The organism is Castellaniella defragrans 65Phen (assembly GCF_000612685.1).
In the GTDB taxonomy this organism is placed as follows: domain Bacteria; phylum Pseudomonadota; class Gammaproteobacteria; order Burkholderiales; family Burkholderiaceae_B; genus Castellaniella; species Castellaniella defragrans.
Window position 1 is genome coordinate 794413 of record NZ_HG916765.1, and the last position, 20845, is coordinate 815257.

Here is a 20845-nt window from a genome sequence, read left to right on the forward strand (position 1 = left end):
GGGGCATCAGGCATGGCGGGCCGCCCAGTCGCGCGCGAACTGGCGCGCCACCCGCCCGGACCGCGAGCCGCGTTCCAGCGCCCATTGCAGGGCCTCGGTGCGCGCTTCGCGGACCTGGGCCTCGCCGCAGCCGTGGACCCGCAGCCAGTGGCCGACGATGTCCAGGTAGTCGTCCTGGGCGAAGGGATAGAACGACAGCCACAGGCCGAAGCGTTCCGACAGGGAGATCTTTTCCTCGACGGTTTCCCCGGGGTGGATCTCGCCGTCGGGCTGGTGCTGGGCTTCCAGGTTCTCGTGCATGTATTCCGGCATCAGGTGGCGCCGGTTCGAGGTGGCGTAGATCAGCAGATTGTCGCCCGGCGAGGCGACCGAGCCGTCCAGCGCCGATTTCAGCGCCTTGTAGCCGGCTTCGCCTTCCTCGAAGGACAGGTCGTCGCAGAACACGATGTAGCGTTCCGGGCGGCCGTGGATGAGCTCGATGATCTCGCCCAGGTCTCCCAGGTCGGACTTGTCGATCTCGATCAGGCGCAGGCCCCGGTCCGCGTGCGCGTCGAGCAGCGCCCGCACCAGCGAGCTCTTGCCCGTGCCGCGCGCGCCGGTCATCAGGACGTTGTTGGCCGGCCTGCCGTCCAGGAAGGCCAGCGTGTTGCGTTCGAGGACGGCCTTCTGCCGGTCGACGTGGCGCAGGTCGTCCAGGTGGATGGGAGCGATGCGGCGCACGGCTTCGAGCCAGCCGCGCGCGCCCCGGCGCTGCCAGCGGTAGGCGCGGGCCGTCCAGTCGATGGCGGGCGGCGCGGGCGGCAGCCAGGCTTCCAGCTGGGCCAGCACGCCCATCGCCCGGTCCATCAGCGCCTGCAATCGATCGTCTGCCACGGAATCTGCCACGGAATTCTCCTCGATGTGATGCGGAAAGTATAATCTGGCTCTTTGCGGCCGCTTCCGGCGGGCGCCCCTCAGCATCCGGGTCCGTCTTGAACTTCTCAGAACTGTTCGCTCCCATCGTGTCCGACATGCGGGCGGTCGACGCCGTCATCCGCGCCCGCCTGGATTCCGAAGTCGTCCTGATCCGCACCATCGGCGATTACATCGTCGGCGCCGGCGGCAAGCGCATGCGCCCGGCCATGGTGCTGCTGGTGGCGGGGGCGCTGGGCTACCAGGGCGACAACCACCACCGCCTCGCCGCCGTGGTGGAATTCATCCACACCGCCACCCTGCTGCACGACGACGTGGTGGACGAGTCCGACATGCGCCGCGGCCGCCAGACGGCCAACGCCGTGTTCGGCAACGCCGCCAGCGTGCTGGTGGGCGACTACCTGTATTCGCGCTCCTTCGAGATGATGGTCGAATCCGACTCCATGGCCGCCATGGCGGTGCTGTCGGCGGCCACCACCATCATCGCCGAGGGCGAGGTCCTGCAACTGCTGAACGTGCACGATCCGGACGTGTCCCTGGACCGCTACCTGCAGGTCGTGCGCTACAAGACCGCCAAGCTGTTCGAGGCCGCCGCCCAGGTGGGGGCCATCATTTCGCGCGCCACGCCGGAGCAGGAAGCCGCCGCCGCCGCCTACGGCCGGCACGTCGGCACGGCCTTCCAGCTGATCGACGACGTGCTGGACTACAGCGGCGACGTCCAGGCCCTGGGCAAGAACGTGGGCGACGACCTGCGCGAAGGCAAGCCCACCCTGCCGCTGATCCGGGTCCTGGAAACCGGCACGCCCGAGCAGCGCGCCCTGATCCGCGGCGCCATCGAGACCGGCGACGCCGACTTCGAGGCCGTGGCGCGCGCCATCCACGCCACCGACGCGCTCGACTACACCCGCCAGGCGGCCCGCGCCGAGGCCGATCTGGCCCGCGAGGCGCTGTCGGCCTTCCCGGATTCCGTTTATCGGGAAACTCTGCTAAAATTCTGTGCTTTCGCGGTCGAGCGTGATCGCTGAAAAATTTCCCGCTGGCGGGGCTTGCCGGTTGATCTTCATCCGGCCGGGGCCTGAAATATGGTCTTCCATGAACTTCATGGGCCCGCCTGGCAGCACCGTCGGGGTGTAGCTCAGCCTGGTAGAGTACTACGTTCGGGACGTAGGAGTCGCATGTTCGAATCATGTCACCCCGACCACCATTTCCTCAGAAACGCACGGCCGAAAGCCGTGCGTTTTTGTTTTTGCGGCGGGCGGGATGCGTCTGCATGATGTGGTCGAAATGCTCCCAGGGAGCCTATGCACGTCCTCGATCATGGCTTAAAACGATCTGAAGCGGTTTCTCTGAAGAAGGCTGAGGGATGAAAAACGAACTGATCACCAGCTTGACCGTGACCTTCGAGGGCCATGCACAGCGTACGGAAAGCGGTGTGGAGTACTGGCTGGCCCGCGACCTGCAGCATCTTTTAGGCTATGGCAAGTGGGATAACTTCCAGAGCGTGATCTCCAAGGCCAGAACGGCTTGCGAGGTGTCCGGCCATCTCATCGGAGACCATTTTGCCGACGTCGGGAAAATGGTCGACCTGGGGTCGGGTAGCCGGCGTGAGATCGATGACGTAATGCTCACGCGCTACGCCTGCTACCTCATCGCCCAGAATGGCGACCCTCGCAAACAGGAAGTCGCCTTTGCCCAGACCTACTTCGCCATGCAAACCCGCAAGGCCGAATTGATCGAGCAGCGGCTGCTGGAGGCTGAGCGGGTGCAAGCGCGCCGTAAGCTGTCCGGCACCGAAAAGGAGCTCTCCCAGGTCATTTATGAGCAGGCCGGTGGCAACCAGAGCTTCGCCCTGATCCGCAGCAAGGGTGATCATGCTTTGTTCGGCAAGAGCACGCAGGCCATGAAAGCGCAGTGGCAGGTGCCGGACGGTCGGCCGCTGGCCGATTTTGCGCCGACCATCGTCCTGAAAGCCAAGGATTTCGCTGCCGAAATCACCATCCATAACGCCCGCACCCATCAGATGGGCACCGAGTCCGCCATTTCCCATGAGCATGTCGTCAACAACGAGGCCGTGCGCCAGACCTTGCTCCTGCGGGGCATACGTCCAGAAAGTCTGCCGCCCGCCGAGGATGTGAAGAAAGTGGAGCGGCGTTTGGCATTGGCAGAGAAGAAGACCCGGGAAAAGCCGGACAAACTGCCCGGTGACGAATGAGCGGAAGCAGCGAAAGGAATCCGCCCTGCTGCCGTCATGGTGCTGTGCGGTTCGGAGGGCTTCAGATCTCCCGCCGCAGCAGATCGCAGAAATAATCGGCGGCCAGCGTCAGCGGCAGTTCGCTACGGCGGATGAGCGAGATGTCGGGCGCGACCAGCAGTTCTTCCAGCCTGAGCTGCTCCAGGCAGCCGCGCAGGGGAGAAAACGCGGTCCATTGCACGGGCAGGAGCGCCAGCAGGTCGGTGCTGGCCAGCGCCACCATCATGGACAGCGCCGTGCACGCCTCCAGGGCGACCCGGGGCGCGGGCAGGCCCCGCTCCAGGAAGATATGGGTCAGGTCCTGCTCGTTGTTGAAATCGGCCGCCGGCAGCGCCCATTCGGCCTGGACGAGATCGGCGAGCGTCCTGGCCCCGATCAGCGGATGGTCGTGGCGCGCCATGACCGCCCTGGTGTTGCCCGAGAGGCGTTCGTGGATGAAGCCGGGCGGCACCTGCCTGGGCGTCACGCCGACGTAGAAATCGATCTCGCCTTTCCAGAGGCCTTCCTGCAGGTCCGGAAACAGGCCCTCGATCAGGCGGATGCGGACGGCGGGGTAGCGTCTCCTGAATGCCGGCAATGCCCGGGGCAGCATGCCCATGTGCGGCATGATCGAGAGCCCCGCGGTCACCGTGCCGGTGGCGTTCCCCTGCGCCTGCTGCAGTTCTTCCTGCGCCCGCCGCAATTCGTTCGTCACCAGCCTGGCCCGCTCGTAGAAGCGCTGGCCCAGCGGCGTCAGGACCATCCCCGTGGGCTGCCGGTCGAACAGCGGCGTCCCTAATTCCTTTTCCAGGCTTTTGACGCTGCGGGTCAGCAGCGGCTGGGCGACACCCAGCCTGCGCGCCGCCGCGCGCAGGCTGCCGCTTTCGACGATGCAGGTCAGGTCGCGGAGCTGGTTGAGTTTCATGTCGGCGCGGAAAAGGAAGCGGGAATCAGAAGCGGGAATCAGAAGCGGGATTTGGAAGCGGGATTTGGAAGCGGGAATCGGGACGGCGCGGCGCCTGCGTCCGAGGCATTGCATCAATCTACCCAGCCCTTCGATAACAATCATTAAGGGTTTTCTCTTAGTAGATATCAAAATCGAATCAGCGGCCCGGTTTTGCGATCTTCTGGCAAGGCGACGGCGTCATTACAGTGGTTTCGACTGCTCCGCCCGATCTCCGACGTTCGTACAGGCGTGAAAGCAGGTCTTTTCCAACAATCGAGAGGAAGACATGAACCAACGACTCAAGGCGCTCGTCACGGGCGGGGCGACGGGCATCGGCCGCAGCGCGGTCCTCGCATTGGCCGGGGCCGGCTACGACGTGGCGATCGTCTATGGATCGAGCGCCGCGGCTGCCGCCACGGTGGCGGGCGAGGCGCAGGCGCTGGGGGCGCGGACGCTGGTGCTGCAATGCGACGTCAGCGACGATGCCGCCGTGCGCCGCGTCATGGGCACGGTGGACGAGGCTTTCGGGCATCTCGATGCCCTGGTCAACAATGCCGGGACCACCGCCACCTGGAAGGTCAAGGACCTGGAGAGCCTGGACATGGCCGAGTGGGACCGCACCTTCGCCGTCAATGTGCGCGGCACCTTCCAGGTCACCCGCGCCGCGGTGCCGCTGCTGCGGAAAGGCACGCGGCCGGCGATCGTCAACACGGCCAGCATCGTGGGCCTGCGCCCGGGGCCGCAGCCCCTGCCGTATGCGGCCAGCAAGGCCGCCGTGGTCAATCTGACCAGGACCCTGGCCTGGAACCTGGGGCCCGACATCCGCGTGAACGCGGTGGCGCCCGGCTGGATGGAAGGCGAGTGGATGGAGCGGATGCTGGGCGACAAGTACGAGGATCTGATGGGCAAGCGTGCCCGGCTGACGCCGTTGCGCCGCTGCGTGACGGCCGACGACGTCGCCGAGGTGATGCTCAACCTGCTGACCGCCAACCGTTTCGTCACCGGCGAGGTGGTGGTGATCGACGGCGGCTTCTCGGCTTCGACCTGACTGTGGGGGTATGCATCATGCTTGAAGGATTCGTCCCATTCCCCGAGGATTTCGCCAGGCGCTACCGCGAGCGCGGCTATTGGCGCGATCGGTCGCTGGCGCAGGAATTCTCGGCCGTGTTCGCGCGTCATGCGCCGCGCATCGCCCTGATCGATGGCGAGCGCCGCTACACGTATGCGCAGCTCGATGCCCTGAGCGACAACCTGGCGCTCAATCTGCTGGCGCTGGGCCTGCGGCCGCTGGACCGGGTCGTGCCCACGCTGCCCAACGTGGCGGAGTTCGTGATCCTGTACTTCGCGCTGCAGAAGCTGGGCTGCATCCCCATCGCGGCCCTGGTCACCCATCGCCATGCCGAGATCAGCCAGTTCGTGCGCCTGGCGCAGGCGCGCTGCTGCGTCTATCCCGCATCCGTGCGCGAGCAGGGGGGAGAGTTCCGCTTCGCTCCCGTCATCGAGCGGATCCAGGCCGAGCAGCCCTGCCTGCAGCTGCGCCTGGTGCTGGGCGAGGCCGGTCCCGGCGAGCATTCGCTGCGGGCATTGATCGAACGGCCCGCCGCGCAGCCGGCCGCCCGGCTGCGCGAGATCCGCATCGATCCGGCCGATCCCTGCATCTTCCAGCTCTCGGGCGGCACCACGGGCATCCCCAAGCTGATCCCGCGCACCAACAACGACTATGCCTACAACTCCAGGGTGGCCGCGGAGGTGGCCGGCGTGACCGGCGATTCGGTGCTGCTGCTGGTCCTGCCGATCGCCCACAATCTGCCGCTGGCCTGCCCGGGCATCCAGGGCTTCCTGTTCCAGGGGGCCACTGTCGTGCTGCACGCCAATACGCGGCCGGCGGAGATGTTCGCCCTGATCGAGCGGCACGGCGTCACGCACCTGAAGGTGGTGCCGGCCTTGCTGATCCGCCTGATCAACGATCCGGCCGCCGCCGGTGCCCGGCTGGATTCCGTGCGCCAGATCCAGAGCGGCGGCCAGCGCATGCAGCCGGAGGTGCGCCTGCGCACGCGCCAGCTCTTTCGCAACGCCTTCGTGCAGGAAAACTTCGGCATGAGCGAGGGCCTGCTGATGTTCGTGCGCCCGGACGACGACGAGGAGGTGCAGCTGCAGACCTGCGGCCGCCCGGTCTGCCCCGACGACGAGGTGCTGCTGATCGACGACGAGGGGCGCGAGGTGCCCGATGGCGAGGTGGGCGAGCTTGCCTGCCGCGGTCCCTACACCCTGCGGGGATACTTCGGCGTGCCCGAGTACAACGCGCGCCAGTTCACCCCCGACGGCTTCTACCGCTCGGGGGACCTGATGCGCAGGCATCCCTCGGGCAACTACATCGTCGAGGGCCGCAAGAAGGACCTGATCAACCGAGGCGGCGAGAAGATCAGCGCGGAAGAGGTCGAGAACCTGATCCTCATGCACCCGGCCGTGCAGAACGTCGCCTGCGTTCCCATGCCGGACGCCGCCATGGGGGAAAAGATGTGCGCCTATGTGGTGCTCAAGCAGGGCGCGGCGCTGGATCTGCCGGCGCTGACGGCTTTCCTGAAGGCGCACGAGATCGCCCGGTTCAAGCTGCCCGAACGCCTGGAGGTGCTGCCGGACTTTCCGGTGTCCACCTTCGGCAAGGTGTCCAAGAAGACGCTGGGCGAATGGATCGCCGCCCGGCTGGCCGACGAGGCCCGCGCCGCCGCGGCGGGCTGAGCCGCTCCGCGATTCCTCATTCCCCCCTTTCAGAAAGAGACTTGCACATGCGCATCATCGACCTGCATTGCTACCCCGGCACACCCGCCTGGATCGACGCCCAGGGCCCCTATCCCGAAGCGCTGGCCACCTACTGGAAACGCGACTGGGTGGGCAAACCGGAAGAGGACGTGATCCAGGAGTTCGCGGCGGCCGGCGTCGAGGCCTGCCTGGTGGCCCTGGACCTGGAGACCACCGTGGCCAGTCCGCCCTGCACCAACGAGTACGTGCACGACATCTGGAAACGCCATCCCGGGCGCATCCTGCAGTGCTGGGGCGCGGTGGAGCCGGCCAAGGGCGAGATCGCCATCCGCCAGGCGAGGAAGGCCGTGACCGAACTGGGCTTCATCGGCTTCCACTTCCACCCCATCATGCAGCACTTCGCGGTGAACGACCGGCGCTACTACCCCTTGTTCGAGGAAATCGATGCGCTGGGAGCGGCGGTGATGATCGACGTCGGCACCACCGGCATGGGCGCCGGCATGCCCGGCGGCCATGGCGCCCGCATCCGCCATGCCCACCCGGGCGCCATCGACGATCTGGCGGCGGATTTCCCGAACCTGCGGATCATCATGGCCCACCCCGGCTGGCCCTGGGTGGACGAGGCCACCGCCGTGGCGCTGCACAAGGGCAATGTGTACTGGGAGATGTCGGGCTGGGCGCCCAAGCATTTCCCGGGCAACCTCAAGGTGGACATACGCGGCCGGCTGCAGGACAAGATCATGTTCGGCAGCGATTATCCCAGCCTGCCCTACGAGCGCATCCTGCGCGAATGGGACGAACTGGGCTACGGCGACGCCGTGATGGAGAAGGTGATGCACGGCAATGCCGAACGGGTGCTGGGACTATGAGCCGCGCCGCCTATCTCTGCGACGGCGTGCGCACCCCCATCGGCCGCTACGGCGGCGCGCTCGCGGGCGTGCGCACCGACGATCTCGGCGCCGTCCCGCTGCAGGCCCTGATGGCGCGTCATCCGCGCCTGGACTGGGAGCGGCTGGAGGAGGTCTGCTTCGGCTGCGTCAACCAGGCGGGCGAGGACAATCGCAATGTGGCCCGCATGAGCGCGCTGCTGGCCGGCCTGCCCGTCACGGTGGCCGCGGCCACCGTGAACCGGCTGTGCGGCTCGGGCCTGGAAGCCATTGCCGGCGCGGCGCGCGGCATCGGCATGGGCCAGCTCGATCTGGCGATTGCCGGGGGCGTGGAAAGCATGAGCCGCGCCCCGCTGGTCATGCCCAAGGCCGTTGCCGCCTTCAGCCGCCATGCCGAGATCCACGATTCCACCATCGGCTGGCGTTTCGTCAACCCGCGCATGAGGGAACTGTACGGCATCGACGCCATGGGCGAGACGGCCGAGAACGTCGCCGAAGAGCAGGGCGTTTCGCGGGCGGACCAGGACGCGTTCGCGCTGCGCAGCCAGCAGCGCGCCGCCAGGGCCGTGGCGGCGGGTCTTTTCGAGGGCGAGATCATCCCGGTCCGGTGTCCCGCCGGGCGGGGCGAGACCGTCCTCTTCGGCCGGGACGAGCATCCGCGGCCCGACACCACGCCCGACACCCTGGCCCGGCTCAAGCCGGCCTTCCGCCGCGATGGCACGGTCACGGCCGGCAACTCCTCCGGCGTCAACGACGGCGCTGCCGCGCTGCTGGTGGCCAGCGAGATTGGAGCCGCGCAGGCCGGCCTCGAACCGCTGGCCCGCGTGACCGGCATCGCCACGGCCGGCGTGGCCCCGCGCGTGATGGGCCTGGGCCCCGTGCCGGCGGTGCGCAAGCTGCTGCGGCAGACGGGCCTGCGCATCGCCGATTTCGACGTGATCGAGCTCAACGAGGCCTTCGCCGCGCAGGGCCTGGCCGTCCTGCGCCAGCTGGGCCTGCCCGACGACGCCGAGCATGTGAACCCCAATGGCGGTGCCATCGCCTTCGGCCATCCCCTGGGCATGTCGGGCGTGCGCCTGGCGCTGACGGCGCTGCGCCAGCTGCAGAGGACCGGCGGGCGGCGGGCGCTGTGCACCATGTGCATCGGCGTGGGGCAGGGCATCGCGCTGGCCTTCGAGCGTGTCTGAACAGGAGAGCCCCGGCATGACGCAAGAAATGCTGCTTTAGGAACGCCTTCTTCCCGGCGTGGCCGTGCCGCGCCGGGCCTGCCGCATCCGATCGCATCCGATAACGACATCATCCCAATCACGAGGAGACAACCATGCATTCATATCGAGACGGCGCGCACGCGCCCTGGCAGATCGCCATTGGCGCCTGCCTGGCCCTGATCGTGGGCAACGGTCCCGTCATGCAGTTCACCTTCGGGGTCCTGATCATTCCCCTGAGCGAGGCGCTGGGGACCGATCGCGGCAGCATCTCCACCGCGCTGCTGGTCGGTTTGGTGACGACCGGCGTGGCGACGCCGTGGATCGGGCGCCTGATGGACCGCCATGGCGTGCGGCGAGTGGGCTCCTTCTGCATCCTGGCATTCGCGCTGCTGATGGCGGCCTGCGGATGGCTCGCCCACTCGGTGGCCACCCTGATCCTGCTCTATTTCCTGGCGGGGGTATTCGCCGCCGGGCAGACGCCGCTGGCCTACAGCAAGGCGATTACCGCCGCGTTCGACCGGCAGCGCGGCCTGGCGCTGGGCGTGGCGGCGGCCGGGGTCGGCCTCGGGACGATGCTCATGCCCATGGTGGCCCAGTGGCTGCTCAATCAGTTTGGCTGGCGGGGCGCCTATGTGGGATTGGGGGCGATCACCGCCCTGATCGCCCTGCCGGCGTTCCGGCTGATGGTCGTGCCGCGGGCGGGAAGCGGCGCGGCCTGCGTGTCGGCGGTGTCGGCGCAGGCGGATGCGGCCGAAGCGGCGGCCCTGCCCGGCTGGTCCGCCCGGCAGGCGCGTTCGAGCGGCATCTTCTGGACGATGGCGGGCGCCTTCTTCCTGGTGGCCCTGGCGGTGTCCGGCACCATCGCCCATATCGTGCCCCTGCTGGTGGACCGCGGCGTGTCGCCGCAGGCCGCCGCGACGGCGATCAGCACGGCGGGCCTGTCCCTGCTCGTCGGCCGGATATTCGCCGGATGGATGCTGGACCGCTGCCCGGCGCCCCATGTGGCGATCCTGTTCTTTTGCCTGCCCCTGGCCGGCCAGGCGCTCCTGCTGCTGGACCATGGCGCGTCTGCCGGCCTGATGGCGGCCGTCTTGATCGGGCTGGGGCTGGGGGCCGAAATCGACCTGATCGCCTTCATGCAGTCGCGCTACTTCGGCCGGCGGGCGTTCGGTGAGATCTACGGCTATTTCTTCGCGATCTTCATGTTCGCTTCCGGGTTCGGCCCCTTTCTCATGGGACAGGCCTTCCGCGTCAGCGGCAGCTACGAGCCCTTTTTGCTGGTCTCGATGGCGGGGCTCGCGGTCGCGTGCCTGCTGATGGTGATGCTGAGCCGGCGGCCGGAGCGAGTGGCGTCCGTGGACATGGCCTGAACCACCGGCCCCGCGCGCGCCGCCCCGGATCCGCGCGGATCCGGCGGCGTCCGGGGCGGCGCCCGTTCATTTCGCCGTGAGCCGCAGCAAGCCCGCGCCGGAGCCGTCCTCGATCAGCCAGACCGCGCCGTCGGCGGCCACCGCCACGTCGCGGATGCGCCGGTCCAGCGACCAGCGGTCCGCCTGGCGGGGGACGCCGTCCTTGCCGAACGCCACCCGCACCAGGCCTTCGGCGCGCAGGCCGCCGATCAGGGCCGAGCCCTGCCAGGCGGGGAATGCCGTCCCCCGGTAGAACGCCAGGCCGGCCGGGGCGATCACCGGGGTCCAGTAGAGGCTGGGCGCGTCGAATTCGGGGCGGGTGGCGTGCCGGGGGATGGGCCAGCCGCTGTACTGGTCGCCGTTCGAGACTTCCGGCCAGCCGTAGTTGCCGCCGGGCCGGATGCGGTTCAGCTCGTCGCCGCCGCGCGGTCCCATTTCGTGTTCCCAGAGCGTGCCGTCGGGCGCGAAGGCCAGGCCGTAGGCGTTGCGGTGGCCCGTGCTCCAGGTCAGGGCGCGGATGCCGGCCTGCCCCGCCATGGGGTTGTCCGGCGGCGCGGAGCCGTCCGGGTTCAGGCGCAGGATCTTGCCCCGCGCGGCCTCGGGGTCCTGGGCGGTGTCGGGCTCCATCCGGTCGCCGACGGTCAGGAAGAGATGGCGGCCGTCGGGCGAGAAGGCGATGATGCCGCCGGGCTGGCCGCCCCGGCTGGCGGGCCGCTGGCGCCACAGGGTCGTCAGCTCGCTCAGCCGCGCGCGGCCGCCGGATTCGTCCAGCCGGGCGCGGGCCAGGATCAGCGCGCCGCCGCCCTTTTCGGGCGCCACGCGGGTGAAATAGAGCAGGCGGTCGCGGGCGAAGTCCGGCGAGGGGGCCACGTCCAGCATGCCGTTCTGGCCCCGGTCGTAGGCCGCCGGCACGCCGTCGATGGCGGTTTTGGCGCCGGCCTGCGTGACGAGGAACATGCGGCCGGCCTTTTCGGTGAGGACCAGGCGCCCGTCGGGCAGGAAGGCGATCGCCCAGGGGCGGTCGAAGGCGGCGATCCGCCGGACCGCGAACGGGGCGTCGGCCTGCGCCGGCAGGGGGCCGGCGTTTTGTGCGGCGGCGTTTTCCGGGGCGGCGTTTTCCGGGGCGGCGCTTTTGGAGGCGGCCTGGTCCGGGGATGCTCTTTCCGGAGCCGCGCCGCGGGGGCCGGCGCCCTGCGGCGCGGCGCAGCGTGCGGCGGGCGCCGCCGCGGCCAGCAGCGCGGCCAGCGCGAGCGCGGCGGGGAGGGCGGAAAAACGTGTCATGTGCATGCCTTTCGGAGGGCGTCCGGCCGGGTGTCCATTCCAGTTTTATAGTCGGCGCGCGGGCCGGCATCAAGAGGCCGCGCCGGGGGCCGTCGGGGGGCTATACTCGATTGAACGGACGGCATCCCGTCCCCTTCCCCCTTCAATCCACCGGTTCCGAACGATGACGACTTCCGCGATGACGACCCCTGCCTATCCCGATACCCGGCTCCTGATCGACAACCAATGGGTCGATGCGGCCGACGGCCGGACGCTCGACGTGCTCAACCCGGCCAACGGCCAGGTAATCGGCCGGGTGGCCCACGCCGGCGTCCCCGACCTGGACCGCGCGCTGGCCGCCGCCCAGCGGGGCTTCGAGACCTGGCGCGACACCTCGGCGCACGACCGCGCCGCCGTGATGCGCCGCGCGGCCGGCCTGCTGCGCGAGCGCGCGGAGGACGTCGCCCGCCTGCTGACCCTGGAGCAGGGCAAGCCGCTCGCCGAGGCGCGGGCCGAGACCCTGGCCGGCGCCACGATCATCGAATGGTTCGCCGACGAGGCGCTGCGGGTGTACGGCCGCATCGTGCCGTCGCGCAATCTCTCGGCCCTGCAGCTGGTCATCAAGGAGCCCGTGGGGCCGGTGGCCGCCTTCACGCCCTGGAATTTCCCCATCAATCAGGTGGTGCGCAAGCTGGCCGCCGCGCTGGCGACCGGCTGCTCCTTCCTGTGCAAGGCGCCGGAGGAAACCCCGGCCTCGCCGGCCGCGCTGCTGCAGGCCTTCGTGGACGCCGGCCTGCCGCCCGGCGTGGCGGGCCTGGTGTACGGCAACCCGGCGGAAATCTCCGGCTACCTGATCCCGCACCCGGTCATCCGCAAGGTCACCTTCACCGGCTCCACGCCGGTCGGCAAGCAGCTGGCCGCGCTGGCGGGCGCCCACATGAAGCGGGTTTCCATGGAACTGGGCGGCCATGCGCCGGTGATCGTCGCCGAGGACGCCGACGTCGAGCTGGCGGTCAAGATCTCCGCCGCCAGCAAGTTCCGCAACGCCGGGCAGGTCTGCATCTCGCCCACGCGCTTCCTGGTGCACAGCAGCCTGGTCGACGAATTCACCCGCGCCTTCGTGCGCCGCGCCGAGTCCCTCAAGCTGGGCGACGGCCTGGCCGAAGGCACCACCCTCGGGCCGCTGGCCAATGCGCGCCGCATCGCCGCCATGGACAAGGTGGTCGAGGACGCCCGCCGGCGCGGCGCCGAGGTCCTGACGGGCGGCGCGCGCGTCGGCGAGGCGGGCAATTTCTTCGCCCCGACCATCATCGCCGGGCTCACCACCGAGGCCGACCTGTTCAACAACGAGCCCTTCGGCCCGGTGGCGGGCATCCGCGCCTTCGACCGCCTGGACGAGGCCATCGCCGAGGCCAACCGCCTGTCCTACGGCCTGGCCGCCTATGCCTTCACCCGTTCGCTGCGCAACGCGCAGCAGCTGATGAGCCGGGTCGAGGCCGGCATGCTGTGGATCAACCAGCCGGCCACGCCCTCGGCCGAGCTGCCCTTCGGCGGGGTCAAGGATTCGGGCTACGGCACGGAAGGCGGCCCCGAGGCGCTGGAGGCCTACCTGAACACCAAGGCGGTGTCGGCGGTGGGGGTCTGAGGCCTTGCCCGGCGCGGGCCGGGCGCGCTTCGGCCGCCGGGCCGCGCGCACGACGGGCCGTGCGGACAGCGGACCGCGCGGTCGTCGCCCGGGTCGCCCGATCCAGGGATTCAGCGCTTTTCGAGGGTCTTGAGCACGGGGGACTGTTCGAGCTGCTGCGTCAGGGCGTGTCCCCAGGCCGCGTAGCCGGCCCGGTTGAAGTGCACGCCGTCCACCGTGGTCCAGGCGCCGGGCTTGGACAGCTTCAGCGAGTCGATGTAGCCGCAGGGGGCCACGTTGCCGGCGAGGAACGCCGAGACGAGCTTCACGCGGGCGTCGGTCTTGCCATACTTGCCGCCGTCCTGGCCCCAGGCCGGACCGATCCACAGACAGGCGGTGCCGGTGGCCGACACGGCCTTGGTCAGGGCGTTGACCTGCTGCCAGGCCCAGGCCTTGGGAAAGCTGGGCTTCGGGTACGAGGCCAGGGTGTCGCCCATGACGATGAGCAGCAGCCGCGGCTTTTCGCGGGCCAGCAGGGTCTGGATGGAAGGGATCTCGGCACCGGCCGCGAGGATTTTCACCGGCCCCTTGCCGACGCGCTCGGCCGCCCCGCAGGTGCTCTTGACGGGCGCCAGCCAGTCGCTCGGCTCGGTGCCGCAGGCCCCCACGGTGTGGACCCTGGCGCCCTTGCCTTCCAGCCCCATGTGCAGCGAGTCGATGAGATTGCCCGCGCTGATCAGATGGCTGTCGCCGATGACGAGGATGGACAGGCCGGCGAGTAGGGTGGTCACCATGTCGGGATTTCCTTCGGAGTGAGTCTGCCCGCCCGGGGAGGCGCGTCTGCGCGGACGAGCGGGCGAGGAGGGCCGCCTGCGGCCGGCCTTGCGGAACCGCTGGCTCGCATTATGGCGCCGATCCCCGCCGGCCGCCAGACCACCGGCCGCCAGACCACCGGCCGCCAGATCACCAGCCGCCAGATCATCGGCCGTCAGATCACCGGCCGCCAGAACGCGGACCGCCAGAACGCGGACCGCCAGAACGCGGACCGCCGGACCACCAGAACGCCGGGCGTGCGCGCAGCGGGCCGCTCAGGCGTCTTCGTCGGCCCCCAGCCGCCGCGACAGGCGCGCGCAGATGTCGGCCTGGATGCGCTTGACCTCTTCGATGGATGGCGTGGCGGCCGCGTCGATGCGCGCGATGTACGGCACGTTGATGGCGGCCACCACCTTGTGGTTCAGGCCGTGCACGGGGAAGGCGATGTTGGTGACGCCCTGGATCTGCTTGCTGGGCATCACCGAGCAGCCCGCGCGCCGCACGTCGGCGAGCAGGGACAGCAGGTGGCCGGGGTCCATGTCGAGCTCGCCATCGACCTTGATATGGTTGCGCAGCATGCGGGCGCGGCCGATCTCGTCCTGGTAGGCCAGCAGGATGTGCCCCGAGGAGGTGTCCGTCAGCCCCATGAACGCGCCGGTCTTCAGCCCGAAGGACCAGCGCTCGGGGCTGTCGACCTGGGCGACGACCACGCTGCAGCCGCGTTCGTACACGGCCAGGTGGCAGGACTGGCGCGCCCGTTGCGCCAGTTCGTCGAGCAGCGGCAGCGCCGTCTGGATCATGCGCTTGAGGGGCGGCTGGCGGTGCGCCAGGCAGAACATCTTCAGCGTGAGCGTGTAGCGGTCGTTGGCGTCGGACTGGATGTAGCCGCGCCGGTGCAGGGCCACCACCATGCGGAAGATCTGGCTGACGTTGCGGTTCAGGGCGTCGGCCAGTTCCTTCAGCGTGCAGCCTTCGGCCGTCCTGCTGAGGACTTCCAGGATGTCCAGCCCCTTGTCCAGGGCGGGGGCACTGTAGCGCACGGTTTCCCCGGCGGGGGCCGGATCGTCCGGCGGGTCGGTCATGTCCATTGGAGGCGTCGTTCCCGGTTGAACAGGGGGCCGCCGCATGGCCTTCATGCGGCGTTCCTGGCGGCAGCCGTATCGGTCATCGGCAAGCAGTCATCGGCAAGCAGTCATCTTGTTTTACCAGAAAAATTATAAGTTCATATAGAAAACAAGAAACCTCATTTAACGTCATTTTTCCTGAAAATTTACGTTTTATAGGGTAAACACCGAACGGAAAACAGACTGATCTCGTTGTCAACAAACGGCCCATCGATGAACATAGAGTCTGATTCAAATAAGAAATCCATTTTCATAAGAGGAAATGGGTTCCGCCTCTCACCACTCACCGAGCCGGCCGCCCGATCCAGGGACGTGCCTGGGGCCGTCCGGCTCGCACGACAAGGAGCATGAACAATGGCAGGTCGTCTTTCCGGGAAAACCGCGCTCGTCACCGCAGCGGGCAATGGCATCGGCAAGGCCACGGCGCAGCGCTTCCTGGGCGAGGGCGCCCGTGTCATCGCCACCGACATCGACGAAGATGCGCTGCGCGCGCTGGCCGGCTGCGAGACGCGCAGGCTCGACGTCACGGATGCGGCGGCCATCGCCGCGCTGGTGGCCGAAGTCGGCCCGGTCGACGTGCTCTTCAACTGCGCCGGCTACGTGGACAGCGGCTCCATCCTCGAATGCAGCCGCGCGGCCTGGGATTTCTCGTTCGGGCTGAACGTCACGTCCATGTATGAAATGTGCCGCGCCGTGCTGCCGGGCATGCTCGACAAGGGCGCGGGCTCCATCGTCAATGTCTCGTCGGTCGCCTCCAGCGTCAAGGGGGTGCCCAACCGCTTCGTGTACGGCACGACCAAGGCGGCGGTCATCGGCCTGAGCAAGGCCATCGCCGCCGACTTCGTGGGCCGGGGCATCCGCTGCAACGCCATCTGCCCGGGCACGGTCGAATCGCCGTCGCTGCGCGACCGCATGCGGGAGCAGGCGCAGGCGCAGACCGCCTCCCTCGACCAGGTGCGCGACGCCTTCGTGGCGCGCCAGCCGATCGGCCGCCTGGGCACCCCCGAGGAAATCGCCGCGCTGGCCGTCTACCTGGCCGGCGACGAGTCCGGCTATACGACCGGCGCCATCCACATCATCGACGGCGGCTGGGTCAACTGACGTTCCCCGCCACCGCCATTCCAGGAGGATTCGAATGAAACTGTTGCGCCACGGCCCGGTGGGCCAGGAAAAACCGGCTCTGGTCGATGCCCAGGGCCGCATCCGCGATCTGTCTCCCGTCATCGACGACATCACGGCCGAGACCCTGCGGCCCGCCGCGCTGGCCGCCCTGCGGGCGGTCGATCCGGCATCGCTGCCGCTGGTCGAGGCCCCGGGCCGGATCGGCGTGCCGTTCCGCGGCCCGGGCAAGTTCCTCTGCGTGGGCCTGAACTACAGCGACCACGCCGCCGAGACCGGCGCCGAGGTGCCCGCGGAGCCTGTGCTGTTCAACAAGTGGTCGCGCCCCTCGGGGGCCAACGATCCCATCGTCCTGCCCCAGGGCTCGGTCAAGACCGACTGGGAAGTCGAGCTGGGCGTGGTGATCGGCAGCAAGGCGCGCTACGTGTCCAAGGGGGATGCGCTGTCGCACGTGGCCGGCTACTGCGTCATCAACGACGTGTCCGAGCGCGAATACCAGCTGGAGCGCGGCGGCACCTGGGACAAGGGCAAGGGCTGCGACACCTTCGGGCCCGTGGGCCCCTGGCTGGTGACCGCCGATGAAATCGCCGATCCGCAGAACCTGGCCATGTGGCTGGAAGTCAACGGCAAGCGCTACCAGGACGGCAGCAGCCGGACCATGATCTTCGACGTGGCCACGCTGGTGCATTACATCAGCCGCTTCACGACCCTGTACCCGGGGGACATCATCTCCACGGGCACGCCTCCGGGCGTCGGGCTCGGGCAGAAGCCGCCGGTCTATCTCAAGCCGGGCGACACGGTCCGGCTCGGCATCGAGGGCCTGGGCGAACAATGCCAGCGGGTGCTGGCCTGGGATGCGGCGCAGCTCGACTGAGCGGCCCGCCGGCGATCGCGGGGCCGGTCCCGCCGATCCCGCCGGGGCCGGGCGGGCCGGCGGCGCCAGTGCGGCTCACGGCCCGGCTCACGGGGCGGGACGGAAGCGGTAGCGCTCCAGGGAGTCCCGCTTCATCTCGATCGAATAGCCGGGCCGGGTGGGCGGCATGTAGGCGGCCCGCCGGATCCGGCAGGGATCGACGAAGTGCTCGTGCAGGTGGTCCACGTATTCGATGACGCGGCCTTCCTTGGTGGCGGCGAAGCACAGGTAGTCGATCATCGACAGGTGCTGGACGTATTCGCACAGGCCCACGCCGCCGGCATGGGGGCAGACCTTCAGGCCATGCCGGGCGGCCATCAGCATGACGGCCAGCACTTCGTTGACGCCGCCGAGCCGGCAGGCGTCGATCTGCACCACGTCCACCGCCGATTCCATGATGAACTGCTTGAACATCACGCGGTTCTGGCACATCTCGCCGGTGGCGACCTGCATGCGGCCCCGCAGGGCCTGGCGGATGCGCCGGTGCCCCGCGACGTCGTCCGGGCTGGTGGGCTCCTCGATGAACCAGGGCTTGGCGAAGGCCAGGCGCTCCAGCCAGGGGATGGCCTGATCGACCTCCCAGACCTGGTTGGCGTCGATCATCAGGTGGCGCTCGTCGCCCAGGACCTCGCGGGCGATCCGCACGCGGCGGATGTCGTCCTCCAGGTCGCGCCCCACCTTGAGCTTGATGTGCGAGAAGCCGGCCTGCACGGCCTGCGTGGCCAGGCGGCGCAGCTTGTCGTCGTCGTAGCCCAGCCAGCCGGCCGAGGTCGTGTAGCAGGGATAGCCGTCGCGCTCCAGCTCCGCCAGACGCCCGGCCTTGCCGGCGGCCCGCTGCGTCAGCAGTTCGAGCGCCTCGTCCGGCGTGACGCAGTCGGTGATGTAGCGGAAGTCGATCAGCCGGACGAGCTGCTCGGGCGTCATGTCGGCCACCAGCCGCCAGACCGGCTTGCCCTCGGCCTTGGCCCAGAGATCCCAGACGGCGTTGACCAGCGCGGCGGTGGCCAGGTGGATGGCGCCCTTGTCGGGGCCGATCCAGCGCAGCTGGCTGTCCGAGGTCATGTGGCGCCAGAAGCGGCCCATGTCCTCGGTGATCCAGTCCAGGTCCAGGCCGATCAGCCGGGGCTTGAGGGCTTCGATCGCGGCGCAGCAGATTTCCGTGCCGCGCCCGATGGTGAAGGTCAGGCCATGGCCCTCCAGTCCCTCGACGTCCGTGTGCAGGATGGCGTAGGCGGCCGAGTAGTCCGGGTCCGGGTTCATGGCATCCGAGCCGTCCAGATGCGCGGACGTCGGGAAGCGGACGTCCAGTACTTCGATGGATTGGATGAGGGTCATGGTCCGGTCCGCCTCATTTGCCTTCGGCCACGATCTCGGCCGGCAGATCGGCGCCGTGGTATTTCCTGTAGATGGCGTTCAGCTCGCCGCTCTTCAGGGTCTTGCGGATCAGCTCGTTCATTTTTTCCAGGAGCTGCGGGTTGTTCTTCGCCACGCCGATGCCCAGCATGGAAGTCGCCATGACGACCTTGGTGACCAGCGGCGGCTTGCCGTTTTCGGCCAGCTGCTTGTTCAGCGAGGCGATGATGGCCGGCGCCCCGGAATAGATGTTGCCCCGGCCGCTGGTGACGGCGGTCATGGCGGTGGCGTCGTTCTCGAAGCGCACGATGTTCGTGCCGGCGGGCGCGAGCCTGGTGACGTTGGCGTCGTTGGTCGTGCCGCGCGCGGTCATCACGGTCTTGCCGGCCAGGTCCTTCATCGACGAGATGGCTTCGCTTTCCGGCGCGGCGATGACGGACTGGATGGCCGCGTAGGGAATGGTGAAATCGACGACCTCCTGGCGCTGCGGCGTGATCGTCAGGCTGGAGATCACCACGTCGGCCTTGTTGGTGAGCAGGAACGGGATGCGGTTGGCCTGGGTGGTGGGCACGATCTCGAGCCGCACGCCCAGGTCCTTGGCCAGCAGCTGCGCGGTCTCGACGTCCGAGCCGGTTTCCTTGAGGCTGGCGTCCTTCATGCCGTAGGGCGGCGCGTTGAGGTCGATGGCGACGCGCAGGGTCTTCTGCTGCTGGACCTGTTCCAGCGTGTTGGCGTGCGCCGGCGCGGCGGCCGCGAGCAGCGCGGCGGCGCCCAGGGCCAGGGCGGCCATGCCGCGGTTCGGGGGGAATGAGGTGATCATGATGTGTCTCCTGTGGGAATGGTCGGCGCCATCCTGGCGCCTGGGCCGGTCAGAGCCCGTTGCTGACGAACTGCCGCAATTCGGCGGTCTGGGGGTTGCGCAGGATGTCCGCGCCGCCCTGTTCGTGGATCCTGCCCTCGTGCATGAAGATCACCCGGTGGGCGAGCTTCATGGCGAAGGCCATTTCGTGGGTGACCAGCACCATGGTCATCCCGCCCGCGGCGAGCTTCTCGATGACCCGCAGCACCTCGCCGGTGAGCTGCGGGTCCAGCGCCGAGGTCACTTCGTCGAACAGCATGAGCTGCGGGTCCATGGCGAGCGAGCGGGCGATGGCCACGCGCTGCTGCTGCCCGCCGGACAGCTGCTCGGGGTAGCAGCCGGCCTTGTCGCTCAGCCCGACCTGGGCGAGCACGTCGGCGGCGATCTTCCGCGCCTGCTCGGCCGGCAGCTTGCGCACCGAGCGGGGCGCGAGCGTGATGTTCCGCTCGACCGTCAGGTGGGGAAACAGGTTGTAGCTCTGGAACACGATCCCCACGTCCTGGCGCAGCTGTTTCAGGTCGGTGCTGGAGATGCCCTTGCCGAAGGTATGGCCGCAGACCGTGATTTCGCCTTCGTCGATGATTTCCAGGTGGTCCATGCAGCGCAGGGCGGTGCTTTTTCCCGAACCGCTCTGGCCGATGATGGCCACGATCTCGCCCTTGCGGATGCTGAGGTCGATGCCTTTGAGGACGTGGTTGTCGCCGAACCGCTTGTGGACGTTGCTGAGGCGTACGACTTCCGTCATGAAGAAACTCCTAGGCCGGGAATCCGGACTCTCAGTTGCGCGCGATGGTCAGCCTGCGTTCGAGGCGCATGCTGTACCAGGACAGGGGGTAGCAGATGAAGAAGTACAGGACCGCCGCCGCGCCGAAGTAGAGGAAGGGCTTGAAGGTCGAGTTGTTGAGGATCTTGGCGTTGTAGGACAGTTCGGCGAAGCCGATGACCAGGGAGGCGAACGAGGTGTTCTTGACGATCTGGACCATGAAGCCCACGGTGGGCGGCACGGCGATCTTGAAGGCCTGCGGCAGGATGACCTTGAACATGCGCTGGATGCGGTTCAGGCCCAGGCATTCGGCGGCTTCCCATTGGTTGCGCGGCACGGATTCGATGCAGCCGCGCCAGATTTCCCCGAGGAACGCGGCCGCGTGGACCGTCAGGGCCAGGACGGCGGCGAACAGCGGCGAGGTCTCCGCGGCGCCGAGGATCGAGGGGCCGTAGAAGCAGATGCCCATGATCACCAGCAGCGGCGTGCCCTGGATGACGTTGATGTAGCCGAAGGCGGCGCCCTTGACGGCCCGGCTGCCGGACACGCGCATCAGGGCGACGGCCAGGCCCAGCAGGGCCGAGCAGGCGAAGGTCAGGACCGACAGCAGCACGGTGCCCCAGGCGCCGGCGAGCAGATACAGGACTTGTTCGTGGTTCATGGCG

Annotated in this window: 19 protein-coding genes and 1 tRNA gene; 11 read left to right on the forward strand and 9 right to left on the reverse strand. The window is 68.6% G+C overall.

Features of this window, described 5'->3' with window-relative positions; all coding sequences use genetic code 11:
• Positions 1–6 precede the first annotated feature (6 nt).
• The gene (locus BN940_RS03495) at positions 7–846 is read right to left on the reverse strand and encodes an ATP-binding protein (protein ID WP_043685722.1); all 840 of its coding nucleotides are present in this window, start codon (positions 844–846) and stop codon (positions 7–9) included.
• A 125-nt stretch (positions 847–971) separates the two neighbouring features.
• Here BN940_RS03495 and ispB point away from each other — a divergent pair, with 125 nt between their 5' ends.
• From ispB to dinD, 3 genes are all read left to right on the forward strand, one after another.
• Positions 972–1937, forward strand: coding sequence for an octaprenyl diphosphate synthase (gene ispB, locus BN940_RS03500; RefSeq protein WP_043680202.1), 966 nt, complete (start codon positions 972–974; stop codon positions 1935–1937).
• A 99-nt stretch (positions 1938–2036) separates the two neighbouring features.
• A tRNA-Pro gene (locus BN940_RS03505) sits at positions 2037–2113 on the forward strand.
• A gap of 162 nt (positions 2114–2275) precedes the next feature.
• A complete protein-coding gene (gene dinD / locus BN940_RS03510) occupies positions 2276–3124 on the forward strand; it encodes a DNA damage-inducible protein D (RefSeq protein WP_043680204.1) in 849 nt (282 codons plus the stop codon).
• 61 nt (positions 3125–3185) lie between these two features.
• Here the strand turns inward: dinD and BN940_RS03515 are convergent, their stop codons facing one another.
• Positions 3186–4067, reverse strand: a complete 882-nt coding sequence (locus BN940_RS03515; RefSeq protein WP_043680207.1) for a LysR substrate-binding domain-containing protein — start codon at positions 4065–4067, stop codon at positions 3186–3188.
• Between the two features lie 307 nt (positions 4068–4374).
• Here BN940_RS03515 and BN940_RS03520 point away from each other — a divergent pair, with 307 nt between their 5' ends.
• The 5 genes from BN940_RS03520 (at position 4375) to BN940_RS03540 (ending at position 10313) form a co-directional block, all read left to right on the forward strand.
• Positions 4375–5136 (forward strand): SDR family NAD(P)-dependent oxidoreductase, encoded by a 762-nt coding sequence (locus BN940_RS03520; protein WP_043680209.1) that lies wholly within the window; start codon positions 4375–4377, stop codon positions 5134–5136.
• 17 nt (positions 5137–5153) lie between these two features.
• Complete coding sequence (locus BN940_RS03525; RefSeq protein ID WP_043680210.1) at positions 5154–6827, forward strand: (2,3-dihydroxybenzoyl)adenylate synthase; 1674 nt, start codon at positions 5154–5156, stop codon at positions 6825–6827.
• 47 nt (positions 6828–6874) lie between these two features.
• The gene (locus tag BN940_RS03530) at positions 6875–7717 is read left to right on the forward strand and encodes an amidohydrolase family protein (protein ID WP_043680212.1); all 843 of its coding nucleotides are present in this window, start codon (positions 6875–6877) and stop codon (positions 7715–7717) included.
• A complete protein-coding gene (gene pcaF, locus BN940_RS03535; RefSeq protein WP_043680215.1) occupies positions 7714–8922 on the forward strand; it encodes a 3-oxoadipyl-CoA thiolase in 1209 nt (402 codons plus the stop codon). The genes BN940_RS03530 and pcaF overlap by 4 nt, the downstream gene beginning before the upstream one ends.
• A 134-nt stretch (positions 8923–9056) precedes the next feature.
• Positions 9057–10313 (forward strand): MFS transporter, encoded by a 1257-nt coding sequence (locus BN940_RS03540; RefSeq protein ID WP_043680217.1) that lies wholly within the window; start codon positions 9057–9059, stop codon positions 10311–10313.
• A 66-nt stretch (positions 10314–10379) separates the two neighbouring features.
• On the opposite strand, the gene BN940_RS03545 is transcribed toward BN940_RS03540, so the two are convergent.
• Complete coding sequence (locus BN940_RS03545) at positions 10380–11633, reverse strand: PQQ-dependent sugar dehydrogenase (protein WP_084330800.1); 1254 nt, start codon at positions 11631–11633, stop codon at positions 10380–10382.
• A gap of 178 nt (positions 11634–11811) precedes the next feature.
• On the opposite strand from BN940_RS03545, the gene BN940_RS03550 reads away from it, so the two are divergent.
• Complete coding sequence (locus BN940_RS03550) at positions 11812–13257, forward strand: NAD-dependent succinate-semialdehyde dehydrogenase (protein WP_043680219.1); 1446 nt, start codon at positions 11812–11814, stop codon at positions 13255–13257.
• A gap of 110 nt (positions 13258–13367) precedes the next feature.
• Here the strand turns inward: BN940_RS03550 and BN940_RS03555 are convergent, their stop codons facing one another.
• On the reverse strand, positions 13368–14030 hold the full coding sequence (locus tag BN940_RS03555; RefSeq protein ID WP_043680221.1) for an SGNH/GDSL hydrolase family protein: 663 nt from the start codon (positions 14028–14030) through the stop codon (positions 13368–13370).
• Positions 14031–14324: 294 nt separating this feature from the next.
• On the reverse strand, positions 14325–15137 hold the full coding sequence (locus tag BN940_RS03560) for an IclR family transcriptional regulator (protein WP_052355575.1): 813 nt from the start codon (positions 15135–15137) through the stop codon (positions 14325–14327).
• Positions 15138–15527: 390 nt separating this feature from the next.
• On the opposite strand from BN940_RS03560, the gene BN940_RS03565 reads away from it, so the two are divergent.
• Both BN940_RS03565 and BN940_RS03570 read left to right on the forward strand, forming a co-directional pair.
• Positions 15528–16274 (forward strand): SDR family oxidoreductase, encoded by a 747-nt coding sequence (locus tag BN940_RS03565; protein WP_043680224.1) that lies wholly within the window; start codon positions 15528–15530, stop codon positions 16272–16274.
• Between the two features lie 34 nt (positions 16275–16308).
• Positions 16309–17166 (forward strand): fumarylacetoacetate hydrolase family protein, encoded by an 858-nt coding sequence (locus BN940_RS03570; protein ID WP_043680226.1) that lies wholly within the window; start codon positions 16309–16311, stop codon positions 17164–17166.
• Positions 17167–17253: 87 nt separating this feature from the next.
• Here the strand turns inward: BN940_RS03570 and BN940_RS03575 are convergent, their stop codons facing one another.
• The 4 genes from BN940_RS03575 to BN940_RS03590 are packed head-to-tail and all read right to left on the reverse strand — an operon-like array spanning position 17254 to position 20841.
• Positions 17254–18540, reverse strand: a complete 1287-nt coding sequence (locus BN940_RS03575; protein ID WP_043680229.1) for an L-fuconate dehydratase — start codon at positions 18538–18540, stop codon at positions 17254–17256.
• Between the two features lie 13 nt (positions 18541–18553).
• Entirely contained in the window at positions 18554–19378 is an 825-nt protein-coding gene (locus BN940_RS03580) for a transporter substrate-binding domain-containing protein (RefSeq protein ID WP_052355576.1), read from the reverse strand.
• A 49-nt stretch (positions 19379–19427) separates the two neighbouring features.
• On the reverse strand, positions 19428–20162 hold the full coding sequence (locus BN940_RS03585) for an amino acid ABC transporter ATP-binding protein (RefSeq protein ID WP_043680230.1): 735 nt from the start codon (positions 20160–20162) through the stop codon (positions 19428–19430).
• A 31-nt stretch (positions 20163–20193) separates the two neighbouring features.
• The gene (locus tag BN940_RS03590) at positions 20194–20841 is read right to left on the reverse strand and encodes an amino acid ABC transporter permease (RefSeq protein WP_043680233.1); all 648 of its coding nucleotides are present in this window, start codon (positions 20839–20841) and stop codon (positions 20194–20196) included.
• Positions 20842–20845 lie beyond the last annotated feature (4 nt).